We start from the raw sequence: 15,478 nt of genomic DNA, 5'->3' as shown, positions 1-15,478 counted from the left end.
AACTATTAGGGGGTGAGCGGACAGCCTTATGAAGATTTGTTTACTAGATTATCAAGTTTTATAAAGTGAGCTTGACACGAAAGACATTTTATGTATACAGGTGGAGCAGAAAATGTGAACAAGTAAGGACTAAAGGACAAATAAGGGGAAATTTCGCGTTAATCTAAATAGGTAAGTGACCTCAGCAAAGAGATTAAAGATTAATAATGGCCCATCCCCTATACGTTGCATTTATTTGGCATCAACACCAACCCTTATATAAATCCCGTGAAGCCATTGCCGATCCCAATGGACAATATCGGATGCCTTGGGCGCGGTTACATGGTGTAAAAGACTACTTAGATCTGGTTCTCGTTTTAGAAGAATATCCCCAATTACATCAGACTGTAAATTTAGTCCCGTCCTTAATTTTGCAACTAGAGGATTATAGTCAAGGAAAAGCCATTGATCCTTATATGGCCTTGACCCTAACCCCAGAAGAACAACTTACCCAGACCCAAAAACAAGGCATTATTAAACACTTCTTTGATGCCCACCATCGTACTTTAATTGATCCCCATCCTCGTTATGCCAAACTGTATGAACAAAGACAAGAAAAAGGCATCAGATGGTGTTTAGAAAACTGGACAGATCGAGATTATAGTGACTTATTAGCGTGGCATAATTTAGCGTGGATCGATCCTGTTTTCCGGGAAAAAGATCCCGATATTGCCGCTTGGTTTGAACAAGGAAAAGGCTTTACCCTCGGCGATCGCCAGCGAATCATTGCCAAACATCGGGAGATTATCAGTCAAATCATTCCCCAACATAAAAAGATGCAGGATGCGGGGCAATTAGAGGTAACGACAACCCCCTATACTCATCCTATTTTACCCTTACTCGCGGATACTAATGCTGGACTCGTGGCTATTCCTCAGATGGAATTACCCGAAAAACGGTTTCAGTATCCCCAGGACATCCCTCGTCACCTGCGGAAATCGAGAGAGATGTATTCTGACCGTTTTGGTCGAGAAGCGAGGGGACTTTGGCCCTCAGAACAGTCCGTGAGTCCTGCCATTTTGCCATATATTGCCCAAGCCAAATTTAAGTGGATTTGTTCCGATGAAGCGGTATTAGGATGGAGTTTGAAACACTTTTTCCATCGAGATGAAACCGGAAACGTCTACGAACCCAAATTAATTTATCGTCCCTATCGCCTAGAAACCCTCTATGGTGATATTTCGATTGTATTTAGGGATCACCGTTTATCGGACTTAATTGGGTTTACCTATGGAGGAATGGATGTCCATCATGCCGTTTCTGATTTAGCGGGTCATTTAGAAGCTATTTCCCGTTCTTTAATTGAACAACAGAAAGGAGAAGAAACCAGTCTACAAGAACCTTGGTTAGTTACCATTGCCTTAGATGGAGAGAATTGTTGGGAATACTATCAAGATGATGGTTTACCCTTCTTAAGAGAGTTATATAAACGATTAAGTCAAGATCAAGACATCAAACTGGTAACAGTTTCCGAATTTTTAGACAGATTTCCTCCCACAGAAACGATTCCTGCGGAGAAGTTACATAGTGGATCATGGGTAGATGGAAGCTTTAGCACTTGGATCGGTGATCCTGTTAAAAATAAAGCTTGGGACTTGCTTACCGAAACCCGTAAGATGATGGCCAAACATCCTGAAGCAACAGAAGAAACGAACCCCAATGCTTGGGAAGCGTTATATGCAGCAGAAGGTTCGGACTGGTTTTGGTGGTTTGGGGAAGGTCATTCTTCTAATGATGATGCCCTGTTTGATGAATTATTTCGGGAACATTTACGGGGAGTTTATCATAGTCTCAATGAACCCGTTCCCCCCTCATTTTATCAACCCTTAGAGGATCATAGACGCAAAGGAGATCGTCGTCCTCAAGGGTTTATTCAACCGATTATTGATGGTTATGGGGATGAACAGGACTGGGAAAAAGCAGGACGAATTGAAATTGGTGGGGCCATGGGAACTATGCACAAAGCAAGTACGGTGCAACGGTTATTTTATGGGTTAGATCACCTCAATTTTTATCTGCGGTTTGATTTGAAAACTGGGGTTAAACCAGGGAAAGATTTACCCAATGAGTTACATTTGCTTTGGTACTATGCGGATTCTCCTGTTTATAATAGTCCTGCCCCTATTGCTGATTTGCCTGATCAAGCTCCTTTAAATTATCATTTTCATCATCATGTGGGCATTAATTTAATTACCCAGTCAGTGTGGTTACAACAAGCTTGGCATAATCATGAATGGCATCCTAAAAATAGTCGGGTAGAGGTTGCCTTTAATCAATGTTTAGAATTAGCTGTTCCTTGGGCAGACTTACATCGGGAACCGGACGCTTGGTTACATTTAATTGCTGTGTTTGCAGATCATGGTAAGTTTCGTAGCTATTTACCAGAAAATAATTTAGTGTCCTTACAAATTCCTTAAGTGATCTTTTATTTTGGTAGGATGGGTTGAGAATCTATCCTATTTTTTTATTTTCGAGAAGTGTTATTTTCATGATTGATAATTGTATACCGGTTAAAACCTGATTCTATAAAATAAAGACTGTCTACACAGCCCAAATATCAACCTGCAAAGGCAGGTTTTGTTTGTCTAGTTTGAACCTTTAGGGTTCAAATCTACTTTTAAATTATTTGGCAAATTTGATAGACCAAGATCACATAACTTCCTGCACTTCTAAACGTCTACGGTTTGGGTAATATCTCATCCATTGGAAAGAGACAATATTGAGTAATAATCCAATGCAGAAAAGAATGGCCATTAAGGTAATTTGAAACCAAGCAATAGGAGTCACAAATAAATCAGCCGTAATATGACTAAAATTTAGGACAGAGTAAATTAATGTTAACCAAAAATGCCCAACACGGAACGGTTTAGACTGGGTAAAAACTGCCCCAATCATGGCAAACATAGGTAAAAGGAAAAAGCCTAACATTAGCCATAAAACCCAACTAATATCACTGGTATCATGAGAATGGGCAATGTCTTGTCCATGAAACAGAGGCATTAAACCTAGTTGAGTGTGGAATAAAGTTCCTAAGAGAAAAGTTGCCCAAAGAGTATTGATTTTGGTTTGATAATTTGTTATTGTATTCATAATGGTTGCCCTCCTCATCCCATTCTAAAAGAGGATTTTGAGAATGGGATTGCTTTCAAATCGGTAAAATTCTGTAAGTCAGCCAAGAACAAGGTTGACAGATTGTTAAACTTTATAAATATCAACAGATTGAGTAAAAAAGTCCACTTTTCTACTAGGGAAAAGTGGACTAGCTAACCTTAATATTGAGGCACATTGGGATCAATTTCTTGACTCCAAGCGGTAATACCTCCTTTGACATTAGTTCCTTCAATGCCAGCAGTTTTAAGAATGCCTAAAGCTTTGGCCGATCGCCCTCCCATCTTACAATGGGCAATGACACGATGTTCCTTGGCTAATTCTCGCACTTTTTCAATGCCAGACCCATCTTCAATGTCTGGTAAGGGAACTAACACAGAACCAGGAATGCGGGCAATTTCGTACTCATTGACATTGCGAACATCAATTAGTACAAAAGCATCGGCTCCATGATCCATTAATTCCTTCAAGTCCTTAACGGTAATTTCGGGAATAGCAGACTTTTCCTGTGCTTCTGCTGCTTGTGCTTGGGGAATGCCGCAAAATTGCTCATAATCAATCAATTTATCAATTACTGGCCGTTCAGGGTTGGGCCGTAACTTCAATTCCCGAAACACCATATCCCAGGCATTATAGAGCAATAAACGCCCGCTAAGGGTATTTTTTGCCCCCAGAATGATTTTAATGGTTTCCGTGGCTTGAATGGTGCCAATGATACCAGGAAGCACCCCTAAGACACCTCCTTCTGCACAGGAGGGAACCATTCCGGGTGGTGGGGGTTCGGGATATAAGTCACGGTAGTTGGGGCCACCTTGATAGTTAAAGACGGTTGCTTGGCCTTCAAATCGGAAAATTGACCCGTAAACGTTGGGTTTATTCAACAACACACAAGCATCATTGGTAAGATACCGGGTGGGGAAATTATCTGTCCCGTCAATGATCACGTCATAGGGTTTCATGATCTCTAGGGCATTTTCGGAAGAAATACGAGTTTCGTACAAATCTACTTGACAGTAGGGATTTATCTCTAAAATTCGGTCTTTAGCTGACTCAATCTTCGGTTTTCCTACCCAGGAAGTCCCATGAATGATCTGACGCTGTAAATTGGAACTATCAACAATGTCAAAGTCCACAATGCCAATGCGTCCAATTCCGGCGGCGGTTAGGTACAGTAGAAGGGGTGAGCCGAGGCCTCCGGTACCAATACAGAGAACACTGGCCGCTTTTAGGCGTTTTTGACCGTCTAGCCCCACTTCTGGCAAAATAATGTGACGAGAGTATCTTTGGAATTCCTCTCTATTGAGTTCGATGGTTTCCAAATTAGGATTTAGCATAGGTGTTGTTTTACCTAAGTAAACGCACGATTTTTGAGGGGCGTGGACTATTTATTGTAGCAGATTTATTTGACTGTTTATTTACCCTGATTCTGTTAATTTTAATTAACCTTTGCTTAATTATGTCTTTCGATTTCCTATGATAGAGCGATTTTGAAGGTTACGATTCACTCAAAACTTAATACTATTTAAAGATTAAAAATGTCATCTTCTCAAAGCTTTGAATGCCAAGCAAAACTAAAATTTTCAACAAAGTTAGCTTATGGTATCGGAGAGTTAAGTGGTTCTCTACCCAGTAATATTTTAGTTTTCTTTTTTCTCTTTTTTTTGACGGATGTTGTCGGATTAAATCCCAGTTTAGCAGGACTTATTGTCATGGTGGGAAAAATTTGGGATGCTATTAATGATCCGTTAATTGGTTGGTTAAGCGATCATACTCGTTCTCGTTTTGGTAGACGCTATCCTTGGATGATTTTGGGTGCAGTTCCTTTGGGGTTAAGTTGTTTTTTGTTGTGGACAGTTCCCCCAACTAATAATCAAACATTGCTCATGGTTTATTATACCATCATTGCTTTAATTTTTTATGCTGCATTTACAGCAGTTCTCCTTCCTTATAGTGCCTTATCTGCTGAACTCACTCAAGATTATGATGAACGGACTAATTTAATTAGTTTTCGCTCTGCTTTTAGTATTGGGGGGAGTATTTTTTCTTTGATTTTAGCTGAACTAATTTTTTTCTGGGTTGATAATAAACAACAACAATATTTAATTTTAGGATTATTAGCAGGAATTATTGCCGTAATTGCTATTTATATAAGTGTTTGGGGAACTTACAAAAGGTATCATTATGTACAAAGAGAACCAGGTAATCACCCTCAATCATCACCCTTATCTCTTTGGCAAAAATTACGAGTAATCTTGACAAATTTTCCTTTTTTATGTGTGATGGCAATTTATCTTTGTTCTTGGTTAAGTGTTCAAACAATTGCGGCAATTTTGCCCTATTTTGTGATTAATTGTATGCAGTTAACAGAGGAACATTTTACCCGCATGGCAATTACGGTTCAAGGAACAGCATTAATGATGATGATTGTGTGGAATTTTCTCAGCCATCGTCTAGGAAAAAAAGCGATTTATTTAATGGGTATTCCCTTCACAATTATAGCAGTAATTGGCTTATTTTTATTACAACCAGGGCAAGTAATCTTAATGTATGTCATTGCTATTATGGCCGGAATTGGCATTGCAACAGCTTATATTGTTCCTTGGTCAATGTTACCTGATGTTGTCGATTTAGATCAATTAAAAACAGGGGAAAGACGAGAAGGAATCTTTTTTGCCTTAGTGGTACAATTACAAAAAATTGGCATCGCTTTAGCCTTATTTATGGTTGGCAAACTATTAGATAATGCTGGTTATATTCCTGGAAGTACCGGACAACAACCAGATACAGCGTTATGGGCCATTCGGATGATTATTGGCCCCTTACCCACCTTGTTATTAATAATTAGTTTAGTTTTAGCTTACTTTTATCCTATTACCCGACAGGTTCACCAAGATATTTTATTACAGCTTTATCACAAAAAATAAATCCCCCATCACTGAGGGAAGTAAACTTAAATATTGTTTTATTGATGTTTTTATTGCTTCTTTAAAGAAGACTTAGCAACTGCAACTAAACCCAAACTAACTAATGCTAATGTCACAGAAGGTTCAGGTATAGGGGGTTTTTCTGTTAACGTCCAACGACTCGATTCAAAGGGTTCAAAGTTAGGTCCAAAAGCGGTAGTTGCACTAAATAAGTCACCACCTTCAAATCCTAAATTACCAATAAAAATTCCACTGTTACAAGTCGTATTAGTACAAGCTCCTAAGTTCATTATTGAACCATTTAAAGAAACAATTCCGAGAGAACCTAAAGAACCAGAACTACTACGAACAATAGGAGTCTCAGGGAGAGAACTTCCATTTAATTGACTCATTATAAAAGAAGTGACATTAATAGTATTTTCATCTAATTGAAGATCACCATCAAGCATTCCTGTATACATACTCCCTCCTGCTGTGGTGTAAGACAAATTAAAGGAAGCCGCAGATGCTGCTGTATTACCCATCAATAAAGTCAAGGTTGTTCCAGTAAAGAACCCTAAAAATGTTGTGATCTTTTTCATCAATTTATCCAGTTAAAGAACAATCACTGACATTGTATAGAGTCTATGGGAATTAGGCAACATATTTAATGATTTCTGATTGAAACTGCTGATGCTCATTGACTGTCCAGCTTTTTAGTTCAGTGGCTTTTCCTAAAACAACAGAAACAATCAAATAAGAATATTCTGGCCAAGCAATAACGCGATCAAACTCAGAAGGAATTGCCAGATAATCAGGATGAGAATGATAAATTCCTATGAGATTAATTTGGCGATCGCGGACTTCTTTTTGTACTTGTAAAAGAATCTCTGGCGCAATACTAAAACGGTTGTTCTTACTTAACGGTTGTCCAGTAGAACTTGGGAGATGAGGTAAACTTTCATCGGTTTGAGAACTCCAATTATTCTCAGTTTCTCGCACTTCTAACACAAATTTGTGCTGATTTTCAAGGGTTCCCAAAAGTAACCCACAACACTCTTGGGGATAGGTAGTTTGAGCATGGAGACGAATTTGCTGCAATTGAGTTGCCGTGAGATAAATCATGGTTGATGATATCTTGCGATAAGATAGTCAAGTCATCAATACAGGTGTCATCACCTGTAATTTGCTGGGGAGGCAAGGAGAAGCCATGGACAATAATGACTGGCTCAAACAGTTATTGCTAGTGGGAATTGGAACAACGTCACTGGTAGCAGAAAGATTAAAAGAAGTCAGCGAACAATGGGTCAAAGAAGGTAAAATTAATCCTGATCAAGCTCAAGACTTTGTGGATGATCTCATGACACAGATCAAAACGGGACAAGGTAACTTTGAGAGTAACATGGAACGTCAACTCCGCAATATGTTACAAGATTTAGGCGTACCTCGTCAGTCAGAAATGGATGAATTAAGGGGACGTATTGACCGTTTAGAACGTCAAGTGAGAGATTTAGAGAATAAGTTATGGCGTTAAAGACAACCAACCAGGGAAACAGAAAATCTATGCGAGAAATTTTGATTAGTTTTGGCATTATTGCTACCTGTAGTTTACTATTGCTACTGAGTTCTGTGTTTAGTAGCCCGAAACAACCAACGGCGATCGCAGCCACCCTAAAAGGTGAACTTACGGAAAATACCAGCCAAATTACCCCAGAAACCCTTTTATCCCTAAATATTACGAATAAGGAACTAACCAAAATGGACTTAGAAAACGCAGTAGAAACTCCCTCTGGACTCAAATATGTTGAAGTCAAAGAAGGAGACGGAGCCAGTCCCACAAAAGGGCAAACGGTAACAGTTCACTATACCGGAACCCTAGAAAATGGCAAGAAATTTGATAGTTCCCGTGATCGGGGTCAGCCTTTTTCCTTTAAAATTGGCGTAGGACAAGTCATCAAAGGTTGGGATGAAGGGGTTGCTTCCATGAAAGTTGGAGGACAACGAACTTTAATTATTCCTGCTGACTTGGGTTATGGTGCGCGGGGGGCCGGTGGTGTCATTCCTGCTAATGCCACCCTGATTTTTGATGTGGAATTATTAGGGGTTAAATAATAAAAGGCAAAAGGGATTTTATTTAAGCATAACCCTATCTGTAAGGGGAATTCATGAATTCCCCCTAGAAAAGACAGATATTGCCTCCACTCTTCATCATAAATCTTTACAATAGAGAGAAGATGTAAAGTAATTAATCAAACGATTTATGCAGTTGACATGGCTTGATAACAATTCCTGGTTAATAGAAATCGCTGGAAAACGTATTCTTCTTGATCCTTGGTTAGTAGGATCTTTAGTATTTGGTAATTTAGAATGGTTGTTTAAAGGGGTTAAATCAAAAACCTATAATTTTGAGCAACCCATTGACTTAATTCTCTTGTCCCAAGGATTAGATGATCATGCTCACATTCCTACCCTAAAAGAATTAGATCATAATATTCCTGTGGTAGCTTCTCCCAATGGGGCAAAAGTCGCTCAAGAATTAGGTTACACCCAAGTTACATCCTTAGCTCATGGGGAAAGCTACAGCTTAGATAAGCAGGTAAAAATTAAGGCGTTTCCAGGTTCTCCCATTGGCCCCCAATTAGTGGAAAATGCTTATGTCATCATTGATTTAATGACACAACATAAACTTTACTATGAACCCCACGGTTATCATAGCTCCAGCTTAACGGAAGAAGCCCCCATTGATGTGATTTTAACCCCTGTGGTGGGAATTAGCATTTTGCATCTTCTTCCCGTCTTACAAGGGCAAAATACCACCCTTAAATTGTGTCAAACCTTGAAACCTCAAGTTATTCTTCCTACTGCAGAGGCAAAAGAGACAGAATATCAAGGAATACTTGCTAGTATTTTGCGACAAGAGGGAACGATAGAGGGGTTCCGTCAACAATTAAACGATCATCATCTTTGTACGGAAGTAATGACCCCTAAACCTGGGGAAACAGTAGAATTAGTCTTGAAATCAAGGGAACAAACAACAGTCACAAAGTGAAATACCCTAACTAAACTCCCTATGTGGGCCGTCAATTGCTAATAGAATTGATTTGAAGTAACATTAAATAACCCATATTTTCTGAAAATTTAGTGAACTGGTATCTAGTGTCTGTCCGTCCCAACAAGCGAGATTTATTCTTAAAGCATTTAGATTTTGCCATTGATAAAAATCAGCTAAGAGAATTATTTCTTGATAGCATCTCCCCTTCAGATCCCATGTATAAAGATATGGTACTAATCCAAATCAGTAATCTGAAATTGGCCCAAACTCAATTAAGAGGAATTGAGCATTTTCAACGGATAGAACCGAGGCCTTTAAGCGAGAAGCAAATCGGGCAATTTTTGGGGAAATAATGGCAATCATCTTATACCATTTTCATCAACTTGAACTACAGATGTGGATGTTGTAGGGGTCAACGGCCGTTAACCCCTAAGAAAATGTTTAGCTAGAATAGAAAATTGGTATTAAGTGAATTATTTGATCAAGTTCGTTAATCACAACTTAGCGACGAGCAGCACAAGCATTCAACGCTTGTAAAACCTGATCAGGATGTTTTTCCATCATAAAGGCTTCCATTTCATAGGGTAAATCTTGGGGATCATAAAGATTCAAACTTTCCCAATCAGCCGAACCTAAACTGACTAAAATGGAACGATAGGTAGATGAATCTGTCTTCATAATCGGGATAACATTACCATTATTAAATCCGGCGGCACAGTCTTGAACTACGTGCCAGCTTTCATGGGCTAAGGTTTCGATATAAAGGGTAAAATCTTCTCGATTATTTTGACAAATAGTCATCCGGTTAGGTTCGGGTTGATAATGACCTAATAAACCTGGTTCACAACTTTCGTAACTAATAGAAACCCCAGCTTTTTGTAAGGCAGTTAAAAATTTACCTTCATAAAAATTATAGCGACTGGAACCATCTCCCGATAAATCGACGCACTGTCCATTATTGGTAATTAAATAATTGCCATAATCACAAGTTTTGATATTATAAGGGCTGTTACGGGACAATTCTTCTGCCATTACGGGGGCAGCCAAAATGAAGCTGCTAGAAACCAAAGAAGCACAAAAAGCAATGGTTGTTCTCATGGGTCATAGACTCTCACAATAGGGCTTATGGCAGTAGTCAGTAGTCAGTGGGGGCTTAATATTATTCATTGGTGTCAACTTAAGGTGAAACTCAATGGGTGCAAGCCTTTCCCCGCATCCCACCCCCACCCTTCTGGGGTGGGGTTAACGGTACAAAACCTACCTACGCAGGCTAATGTTACTGAAAGTCCGCGAAGGCCGACTTTGTTTGTATAGCCACAGGCTTGAGCCTGTTGGCATTTGGGAATGTACTGCTATATTGTTGAGTGTTCCCCAATCTCTCTGAAAAATCTCAGTTGAGGAGATGATTTTGATCACAGTTGAAATGTGACTCCTATCACAGAAAACTGTCTCAACTTAGTTAGATTGCCGAGGGCTGTTAATTTTCTTGATCATCTTGGGAATATTAAACAAGAAGCTTTCATACTCATTAGTTTATTAGCTGTTATGGTCATTCAACGAATCCTCAGCACTCTCGTTGTGGTTACAAGCATCACGTTAACGGCGCAGGTTCCCCACACCCAAGCCCAACAAGCTTGCTTTTTACAAGGGGCCAACGGGCAAAATATTGATTTAGGTCATCTCTGTGGGGGAGGTTCGTCTAATCCACCCAAGTCTAACATCTCACCCAACCAAACTGTTTTTACCGTTCCCATTAAACGCCGAGATTCAGGTATTCCGGTGGTTGATGTGACGTTTAATGGTAAACATACCTTTGAGATGCTCTTTGATACAGGAGCCAGTGGCATTACCATTAGTACCGATATGGCATCAATAATTGGCTTAAAACCCGAACGAGGCTCTTTCTCTCAGACAGCCGGGGGTGTAGTTCCCATTGGTATTAGTAAGGTGGCTTCTGTGAAGGCGGGGGAACTGGTATCATCCAGTGTAGAAATTGCCATTAATCCAGCCCTTCCCATTGGATTGTTGGGACAATCATTTTATGGCCACTATGATGTGATGATTAAGGAAAATACTATCGAGTTACGGGCAAGATAAGGGCAAAGGAACAAGTAAGAAGGTAAGTTCATCTGTTACTATGCTGGTGTTGAAGTTACCAATGTTTGAAGCCATGTTTGCTAAAGCAACCTTACCCTGGATAGCAACACTTTTACTGAGTAGTTCTATTTCACCTGCCCTCGCCTACCCTAACCCCTCTTTAATGCTCGCTCAACGGGTTAATAATCAACAACTTGATGATTTGCTACGGGCCGGAAGGGAAGCGGTGGATGCGGGAGATTATCGACAAGCGATCGCTATTTATGAAAAAGCATCTACCCTCGATGGGGACAATGCGAAAATCTTTTCTGGATTAGCTTATTTACACGCACAACAAGGTAATTATCAAGGGGCAGTTAAATATTATCAACAAGCTCTCAAATTGGATTCCAGTAATGCTGATTTTTACTATGCGTTAGGATATAGCTTGGCCAATATTGGGGATAATAGGAACGCTGCTTCAGCTTATTATTATGCTATTCAACTTGATCCAAAATCTCTGCAATATTATATCGGTTTAGGGGTGGTTTTACTGCGTCAAGGAGACTATGATGGGGCAGCAGAAGCCTATAAACGAGTAATTGCGCTTAATCCCAATAATCCTGAAGCTTTTGCTATTATGGGGTCTTCTTTACTGCAACAAAAACAGGTTGATCAGGCGATTCAATATTTAAGTAACGCGGTGGATCGGTTTCCGAGCAATAGTGAATTAAGATTACAATTAGCCAGTGCTTTTTTACAACAAGGACAATTAGATTTAGGATTACAGCAGTTAGAATCGGCTGAAAGAATTGATCCAAGTAATTATAAAGTTCAATTGAAAATTGCTCGTATTCTTGAAGTTCAAAATAATTTAGATGAAGCCTTAAAAATTTATCGAAGAATTTCCTATGTTAAGCGCAAATCTCCTGAAGCTCATGCAGGAGTAGGAAGAATTCAATTGGCCCAAAAAGATTATTTAGGTGCCATTGTCACTTATAAAGATTTAATTGAAATTATTCCCCAAAATCCTGAACCTTATTATTATTTAGGGGTTGCTTTTAAAGAAAGAGGCAGAAAAAAAGAAGCGAGAAAAGCCTTAGATCAAGCTCGTAAACTTTATCAACAATATGATAATAAGGAGGGAATTGCTAAAGTCGATGAGTTGTTGAAGAAATTGTAAAAATGTATTTTGGACAACAAAAATAGGTTGATTTCCTGATCATTACACTAAGTTAAAAAGAGATTTTTTTAAGGAGCGATTATTATGGTAAGAACTTTGTCAACTATGTTACCCCTTGGCACAAAAGCCCCTAATTTTGCTTTAGTTGATGCCCTATCAGAAAAGACTATATCTTTAGATACTTTTGGGGACAAAAAAGCCCTGTTAGTGATGTTTATTTGTGTTCATTGTCCCTTTGTTAAGCACATTCAAGAAGAATTAGCAAAACTCGGAAAAGATTATCTTAAAAAAGGTCTAGGGATTGTCGCTATTAGTTCTAATGATATTGTAAAACACCCTGATGATGCTCCCGAAAAAATGAAGCTAATGGCAGAAAAATTAGGTTTTAACTTTCCATTTTGTTATGATGAAAGTCAAGAAATTGCTAAAGCTTATACTGCCGCTTGTACTCCCGATTTTTTCCTATTTGATCAGAAGAAAACCCTGGTTTATCGTGGACAATTGGATGATAGTCGGCCCGGAAATGATCTCCCTGTGACGGGTAAAGATTTACGGGCAGCGATTGAAGGGGTTTTAGGGGATAAATCTCTTGATTCTGAGCAAAAACCCAGTATTGGCTGTAATATCAAATGGAAACCAGGCAATGAACCCCCTTATTTTGGTTAAGTATAAGAATAATTTATGTTGTAGGGGTAATTCATGAATTACCCCTACAGGGATTGTTTTAGGAGATAAATAGGGTGAAAGGCGTTATTGAATTAGATACGGTAGATTTAGGATGGTCATTAGGCATTATGGCGATGGCTATTGTTCTATCAAATTGGCAAAAATTAGGCTTAGAAGGACAATTATTGTTAGCGACGGGGCGATCGGTGCTACAACTATTAGTGGTAGGTTATGTGATCGCGGCCATCTTTGAATTAAATCATCCTCTCCCTGTTTTAGCAATTTTAGGGGTAATGTTAACTATTGCGGCCAAAGTCAGCCGAAATCGCATTCCTCATAAGGGTAGAGGCTTATTTGCGTTGATTTGGGGGTCTTTATTTGTTAGTAGTGGTTTAACCCTCAGTTATGCCCTAATTTTGATTATTCAGCCGGAAACTTGGTATTCTCCCCAATATTTAATTCCTTTGACTGGTATGGTTTTGGGAAATGCCATGAATAGTGGATCATTGTCGGGGGAACGTTTGGTTAATTCTATTAATCATAATCAACGGGAGGTAGAAACCTATTTATGTTTCGGGGCGACTCCGCAACAGGCGATCGCTGCTTATCGAAAAGATGCCATTCGGGTGAGTTTAATTCCTACTTTAAATCAAATGATGGTGGTGGGAATTGTCAGTTTACCGGGAATGTTTACGGGACAGGTTTTGGGGGGAAGTGATCCTTTAAATGCGGCTTCTTATCAAATTTTGATCCTTTTTATGATTATGTTAACAAATATCCTGACGGCTATTTTAGTTACAGAAGGAGTTTATCGTCAATGCTTTAATGAACAAGCACAGCTAACTATTTAAAAGGGAACTTTCAACAGCCAATAATTAATTATTAGTTATTTTCAATGATGATGAATATATTCGTTTCAATAGCAATTTTATCTTTGATTATTTGGCTATATTTATTACTCTTTAGGGGAGAATTTTGGTTCAGTAATCAACGAATTAATCCTAATTTAAAGCCATTAAATCATTATCCTTCTGTTTGTGCTGTGATTCCTGCTCGTAATGAAGCGGATGTCTTACCCATTAGTTTAAAATCTTTATTAGTTCAAGATTATCCTGGCAACTTTTCCATTATCTTAGTAGACGATCAAAGCAGTGATGGAACGGGAAATATTGCCCAAGAAGTCGCTCAAAACTGTCAACAATCAGCGCGATTAACGGTTATTTCAGGACAACCTTTAGCCCCAGGTTGGTCAGGAAAATTATGGGCCATGGAACAGGGAATTTGTCAAGCCAGACAACAAGAAAATAAGCCAGATTATTTCCTTTTAACAGATGCTGATATTGAGCATCATTCTAGCAATTTACGGGAATTAATTACCAAAGCAGAAGAAGAAAATTTGGCTTTAACTTCTTTGATGGTTTGGTTACGGTGTCAGAGTTTTTGGGAACGATTTTTAATTCCTGCTTTTGTCTTTTTCTTTGAGAAACTTTATCCCTTTTCTTGGGTTAATAATCCTCGTCATAAAATGGCAGCAGCAGCAGGGGGATGTATTTTAATTCGTCGGGATATTTTAGAAGAAATTGGTGGTATAGAAGTCGTTCGGAAAGCGTTAATTGATGATTGCTCTTTAGCGGCTGCAGTTAAAGCTAAATTACAAGAAAATACCAAAAATCCCAGCCAAGGAATTTGGTTAGGATTAAGTGAAAAAACCCGAAGTTTACGACCTTATGATAGCTTAGATTCTATTTGGAATATGGTAGCCAGAACTGCCTATACTCAGTTATATTATTCCCCTTTCTTATTGTTAGGAACGTTGTTAGGAATGATTTTAGTATATTTAGTTGCGCCACTTAGTTTAATGTTGGGGTTACTAATGGGAAATCAATTAATCGCAATTATGGGGGGAATTACTTGGTTAATGATGGCAATTTCTTATATGCCTACCTTAAAATTATATCGCTGTTCTCCACTGTGGGGATTTAGTTTACCTATTATTGGTCTTTTATATAGTTTAATGACTTTAGATTCTGCTTGGCGACATTGGCGCGGTAAAGGAGGCGGTTGGAAAGGAAGGGTTTATTCTATTAATAATTAATCCATAATTGTAGAGACGTTTCAGGAAACGTCTCTACCGGGGCTATTTCATTCTTTTGAAATGCTCGCAGGCTGAAGCCTGGAGCTATAGAAACGAGGCCTGTCTACGCAGGCTCAAATATTAATAATTCGTCTGATAGCCCGCGCAGGGGGGCTTTGTTCCTGTAGCCCAACCCTTTAGGGTTAGGGCGTTTTATACAGATGCGGACGATGTAGGGGTCAACGGCGGTCATTGGTGTCAACTTAACGGTATAGCCTCCCAAATTTGTTGAGTGAGAGCGACTTTTTCTCGGTGTCGCTTTCGCTCAGCTTTAACCAAACCAAATAGTTTAGCTCGTTCAACCAAATAGCTGACTA

The 15,478-nt window shown here is 39.0% G+C and carries 16 protein-coding genes; 11 read left to right on the top strand and 5 right to left on the bottom strand.

Annotated features, from left to right (window positions below):
- Positions 1-206 precede the first annotated feature (206 nt).
- Positions 207-2,456 carry a glycoside hydrolase gene (locus VB715_RS18980; protein ID WP_323302791.1) on the top strand — a complete coding sequence of 750 codons (2,250 nt, stop codon included), beginning with the start codon at positions 207-209 and terminating at the stop codon, positions 2,454-2,456.
- A 232-nt stretch (positions 2,457-2,688) separates the two neighbouring features.
- Here VB715_RS18980 and VB715_RS18975 read toward each other — a convergent pair whose 3' ends face one another.
- Positions 2,689-3,129: a hypothetical protein gene (locus VB715_RS18975; protein WP_323302790.1), complete on the bottom strand. Its 441-nt coding sequence runs from the start codon at positions 3,127-3,129 to the stop codon at positions 2,689-2,691.
- Positions 3,130-3,308: 179 nt separating this feature from the next.
- On the bottom strand, positions 3,309-4,481 hold the full coding sequence (moeB, locus tag VB715_RS18970) for a molybdopterin-synthase adenylyltransferase MoeB (RefSeq protein ID WP_323302789.1): 1,173 nt from the start codon (positions 4,479-4,481) through the stop codon (positions 3,309-3,311).
- 201 nt (positions 4,482-4,682) lie between these two features.
- On the opposite strand from moeB, the gene VB715_RS18965 reads away from it, so the two are divergent.
- Positions 4,683-6,071, top strand: coding sequence for an MFS transporter (locus VB715_RS18965; protein WP_323302788.1), 1,389 nt, complete (start codon positions 4,683-4,685; stop codon positions 6,069-6,071).
- 50 nt (positions 6,072-6,121) lie between these two features.
- On the opposite strand, the gene VB715_RS18960 is transcribed toward VB715_RS18965, so the two are convergent.
- Positions 6,122-6,652, bottom strand: coding sequence for a hypothetical protein (locus VB715_RS18960; protein ID WP_323302787.1), 531 nt, complete (start codon positions 6,650-6,652; stop codon positions 6,122-6,124).
- Between the two features lie 52 nt (positions 6,653-6,704).
- Positions 6,705-7,175, bottom strand: a complete 471-nt coding sequence (locus VB715_RS18955; RefSeq protein WP_323302786.1) for a M67 family metallopeptidase — start codon at positions 7,173-7,175, stop codon at positions 6,705-6,707.
- An 85-nt stretch (positions 7,176-7,260) separates the two neighbouring features.
- Between VB715_RS18955 and VB715_RS18950 the strand changes: the two genes are divergently transcribed.
- From VB715_RS18950 to VB715_RS18935, 4 genes are all read left to right on the top strand, one after another.
- Complete coding sequence (locus tag VB715_RS18950) at positions 7,261-7,584, top strand: phasin family protein (protein ID WP_323302785.1); 324 nt, start codon at positions 7,261-7,263, stop codon at positions 7,582-7,584.
- 29 nt (positions 7,585-7,613) lie between these two features.
- The gene (locus VB715_RS18945) at positions 7,614-8,162 is read left to right on the top strand and encodes an FKBP-type peptidyl-prolyl cis-trans isomerase (RefSeq protein WP_323302784.1); all 549 of its coding nucleotides are present in this window, start codon (positions 7,614-7,616) and stop codon (positions 8,160-8,162) included.
- 148 nt (positions 8,163-8,310) lie between these two features.
- Positions 8,311-9,099 carry an MBL fold metallo-hydrolase gene (locus tag VB715_RS18940; RefSeq protein ID WP_323302783.1) on the top strand — a complete coding sequence of 263 codons (789 nt, stop codon included), beginning with the start codon at positions 8,311-8,313 and terminating at the stop codon, positions 9,097-9,099.
- Between the two features lie 92 nt (positions 9,100-9,191).
- Positions 9,192-9,455 (top strand): hypothetical protein, encoded by a 264-nt coding sequence (locus VB715_RS18935; protein WP_323302782.1) that lies wholly within the window; start codon positions 9,192-9,194, stop codon positions 9,453-9,455.
- A 148-nt stretch (positions 9,456-9,603) separates the two neighbouring features.
- Here the strand turns inward: VB715_RS18935 and VB715_RS18930 are convergent, their stop codons facing one another.
- Positions 9,604-10,200 carry a hypothetical protein gene (locus tag VB715_RS18930; RefSeq protein WP_323302781.1) on the bottom strand — a complete coding sequence of 199 codons (597 nt, stop codon included), beginning with the start codon at positions 10,198-10,200 and terminating at the stop codon, positions 9,604-9,606.
- Between the two features lie 327 nt (positions 10,201-10,527).
- Between VB715_RS18930 and VB715_RS18925 the strand changes: the two genes are divergently transcribed.
- The 5 genes from VB715_RS18925 to VB715_RS18905 all read left to right on the top strand — a co-directional run bounded on the left by VB715_RS18925 (position 10,528) and on the right by VB715_RS18905 (position 15,122).
- Positions 10,528-11,199 carry a retropepsin-like aspartic protease gene (locus VB715_RS18925; RefSeq protein ID WP_323302780.1) on the top strand — a complete coding sequence of 224 codons (672 nt, stop codon included), beginning with the start codon at positions 10,528-10,530 and terminating at the stop codon, positions 11,197-11,199.
- A gap of 61 nt (positions 11,200-11,260) precedes the next feature.
- The gene (locus VB715_RS18920; RefSeq protein WP_416336959.1) at positions 11,261-12,361 is read left to right on the top strand and encodes a tetratricopeptide repeat protein; all 1,101 of its coding nucleotides are present in this window, start codon (positions 11,261-11,263) and stop codon (positions 12,359-12,361) included.
- 84 nt (positions 12,362-12,445) lie between these two features.
- On the top strand, positions 12,446-13,027 hold the full coding sequence (locus VB715_RS18915) for a thioredoxin family protein (protein WP_323302779.1): 582 nt from the start codon (positions 12,446-12,448) through the stop codon (positions 13,025-13,027).
- 74 nt (positions 13,028-13,101) lie between these two features.
- Entirely contained in the window at positions 13,102-13,878 is a 777-nt protein-coding gene (locus VB715_RS18910; RefSeq protein WP_323302778.1) for an ABC transporter permease, read from the top strand.
- A gap of 47 nt (positions 13,879-13,925) precedes the next feature.
- A complete protein-coding gene (locus VB715_RS18905) occupies positions 13,926-15,122 on the top strand; it encodes a glycosyltransferase (RefSeq protein WP_323302851.1) in 1,197 nt (398 codons plus the stop codon).
- Positions 15,123-15,478 lie beyond the last annotated feature (356 nt).

It is taken from the genome of Crocosphaera sp. UHCC 0190, from assembly GCF_034932065.1.
Taxonomy (GTDB): Bacteria; Cyanobacteriota; Cyanobacteriia; order Cyanobacteriales; family Microcystaceae; genus UHCC-0190.
Note: the sequence above shows the minus strand (reverse complement) of the source record. Positions and strands in the feature narration are given on the sequence as shown.

Coding starts and splice junctions, on each gene's coding strand:
- VB715_RS18980 (WP_323302791.1), top strand. CDS start 207: ATGGCCCATCCCCTATACGTTGCATTTATTTGGCATCAACACCAACCC.
- VB715_RS18975 (WP_323302790.1), bottom strand. CDS start 3,129: ATGAATACAATAACAAATTATCAAACCAAAATCAATACTCTTTGGGCA.
- moeB (WP_323302789.1), bottom strand. CDS start 4,481: ATGCTAAATCCTAATTTGGAAACCATCGAACTCAATAGAGAGGAATTC.
- VB715_RS18965 (WP_323302788.1), top strand. CDS start 4,683: ATGTCATCTTCTCAAAGCTTTGAATGCCAAGCAAAACTAAAATTTTCA.
- VB715_RS18960 (WP_323302787.1), bottom strand. CDS start 6,652: ATGAAAAAGATCACAACATTTTTAGGGTTCTTTACTGGAACAACCTTG.
- VB715_RS18955 (WP_323302786.1), bottom strand. CDS start 7,175: ATGATTTATCTCACGGCAACTCAATTGCAGCAAATTCGTCTCCATGCT.
- VB715_RS18950 (WP_323302785.1), top strand. CDS start 7,261: ATGGACAATAATGACTGGCTCAAACAGTTATTGCTAGTGGGAATTGGA.
- VB715_RS18945 (WP_323302784.1), top strand. CDS start 7,614: ATGCGAGAAATTTTGATTAGTTTTGGCATTATTGCTACCTGTAGTTTA.
- VB715_RS18940 (WP_323302783.1), top strand. CDS start 8,311: ATGCAGTTGACATGGCTTGATAACAATTCCTGGTTAATAGAAATCGCT.
- VB715_RS18930 (WP_323302781.1), bottom strand. CDS start 10,200: ATGAGAACAACCATTGCTTTTTGTGCTTCTTTGGTTTCTAGCAGCTTC.
- VB715_RS18920 (WP_416336959.1), top strand. CDS start 11,261: ATGTTTGAAGCCATGTTTGCTAAAGCAACCTTACCCTGGATAGCAACA.
- VB715_RS18915 (WP_323302779.1), top strand. CDS start 12,446: ATGGTAAGAACTTTGTCAACTATGTTACCCCTTGGCACAAAAGCCCCT.
- VB715_RS18905 (WP_323302851.1), top strand. CDS start 13,926: ATGATGAATATATTCGTTTCAATAGCAATTTTATCTTTGATTATTTGG.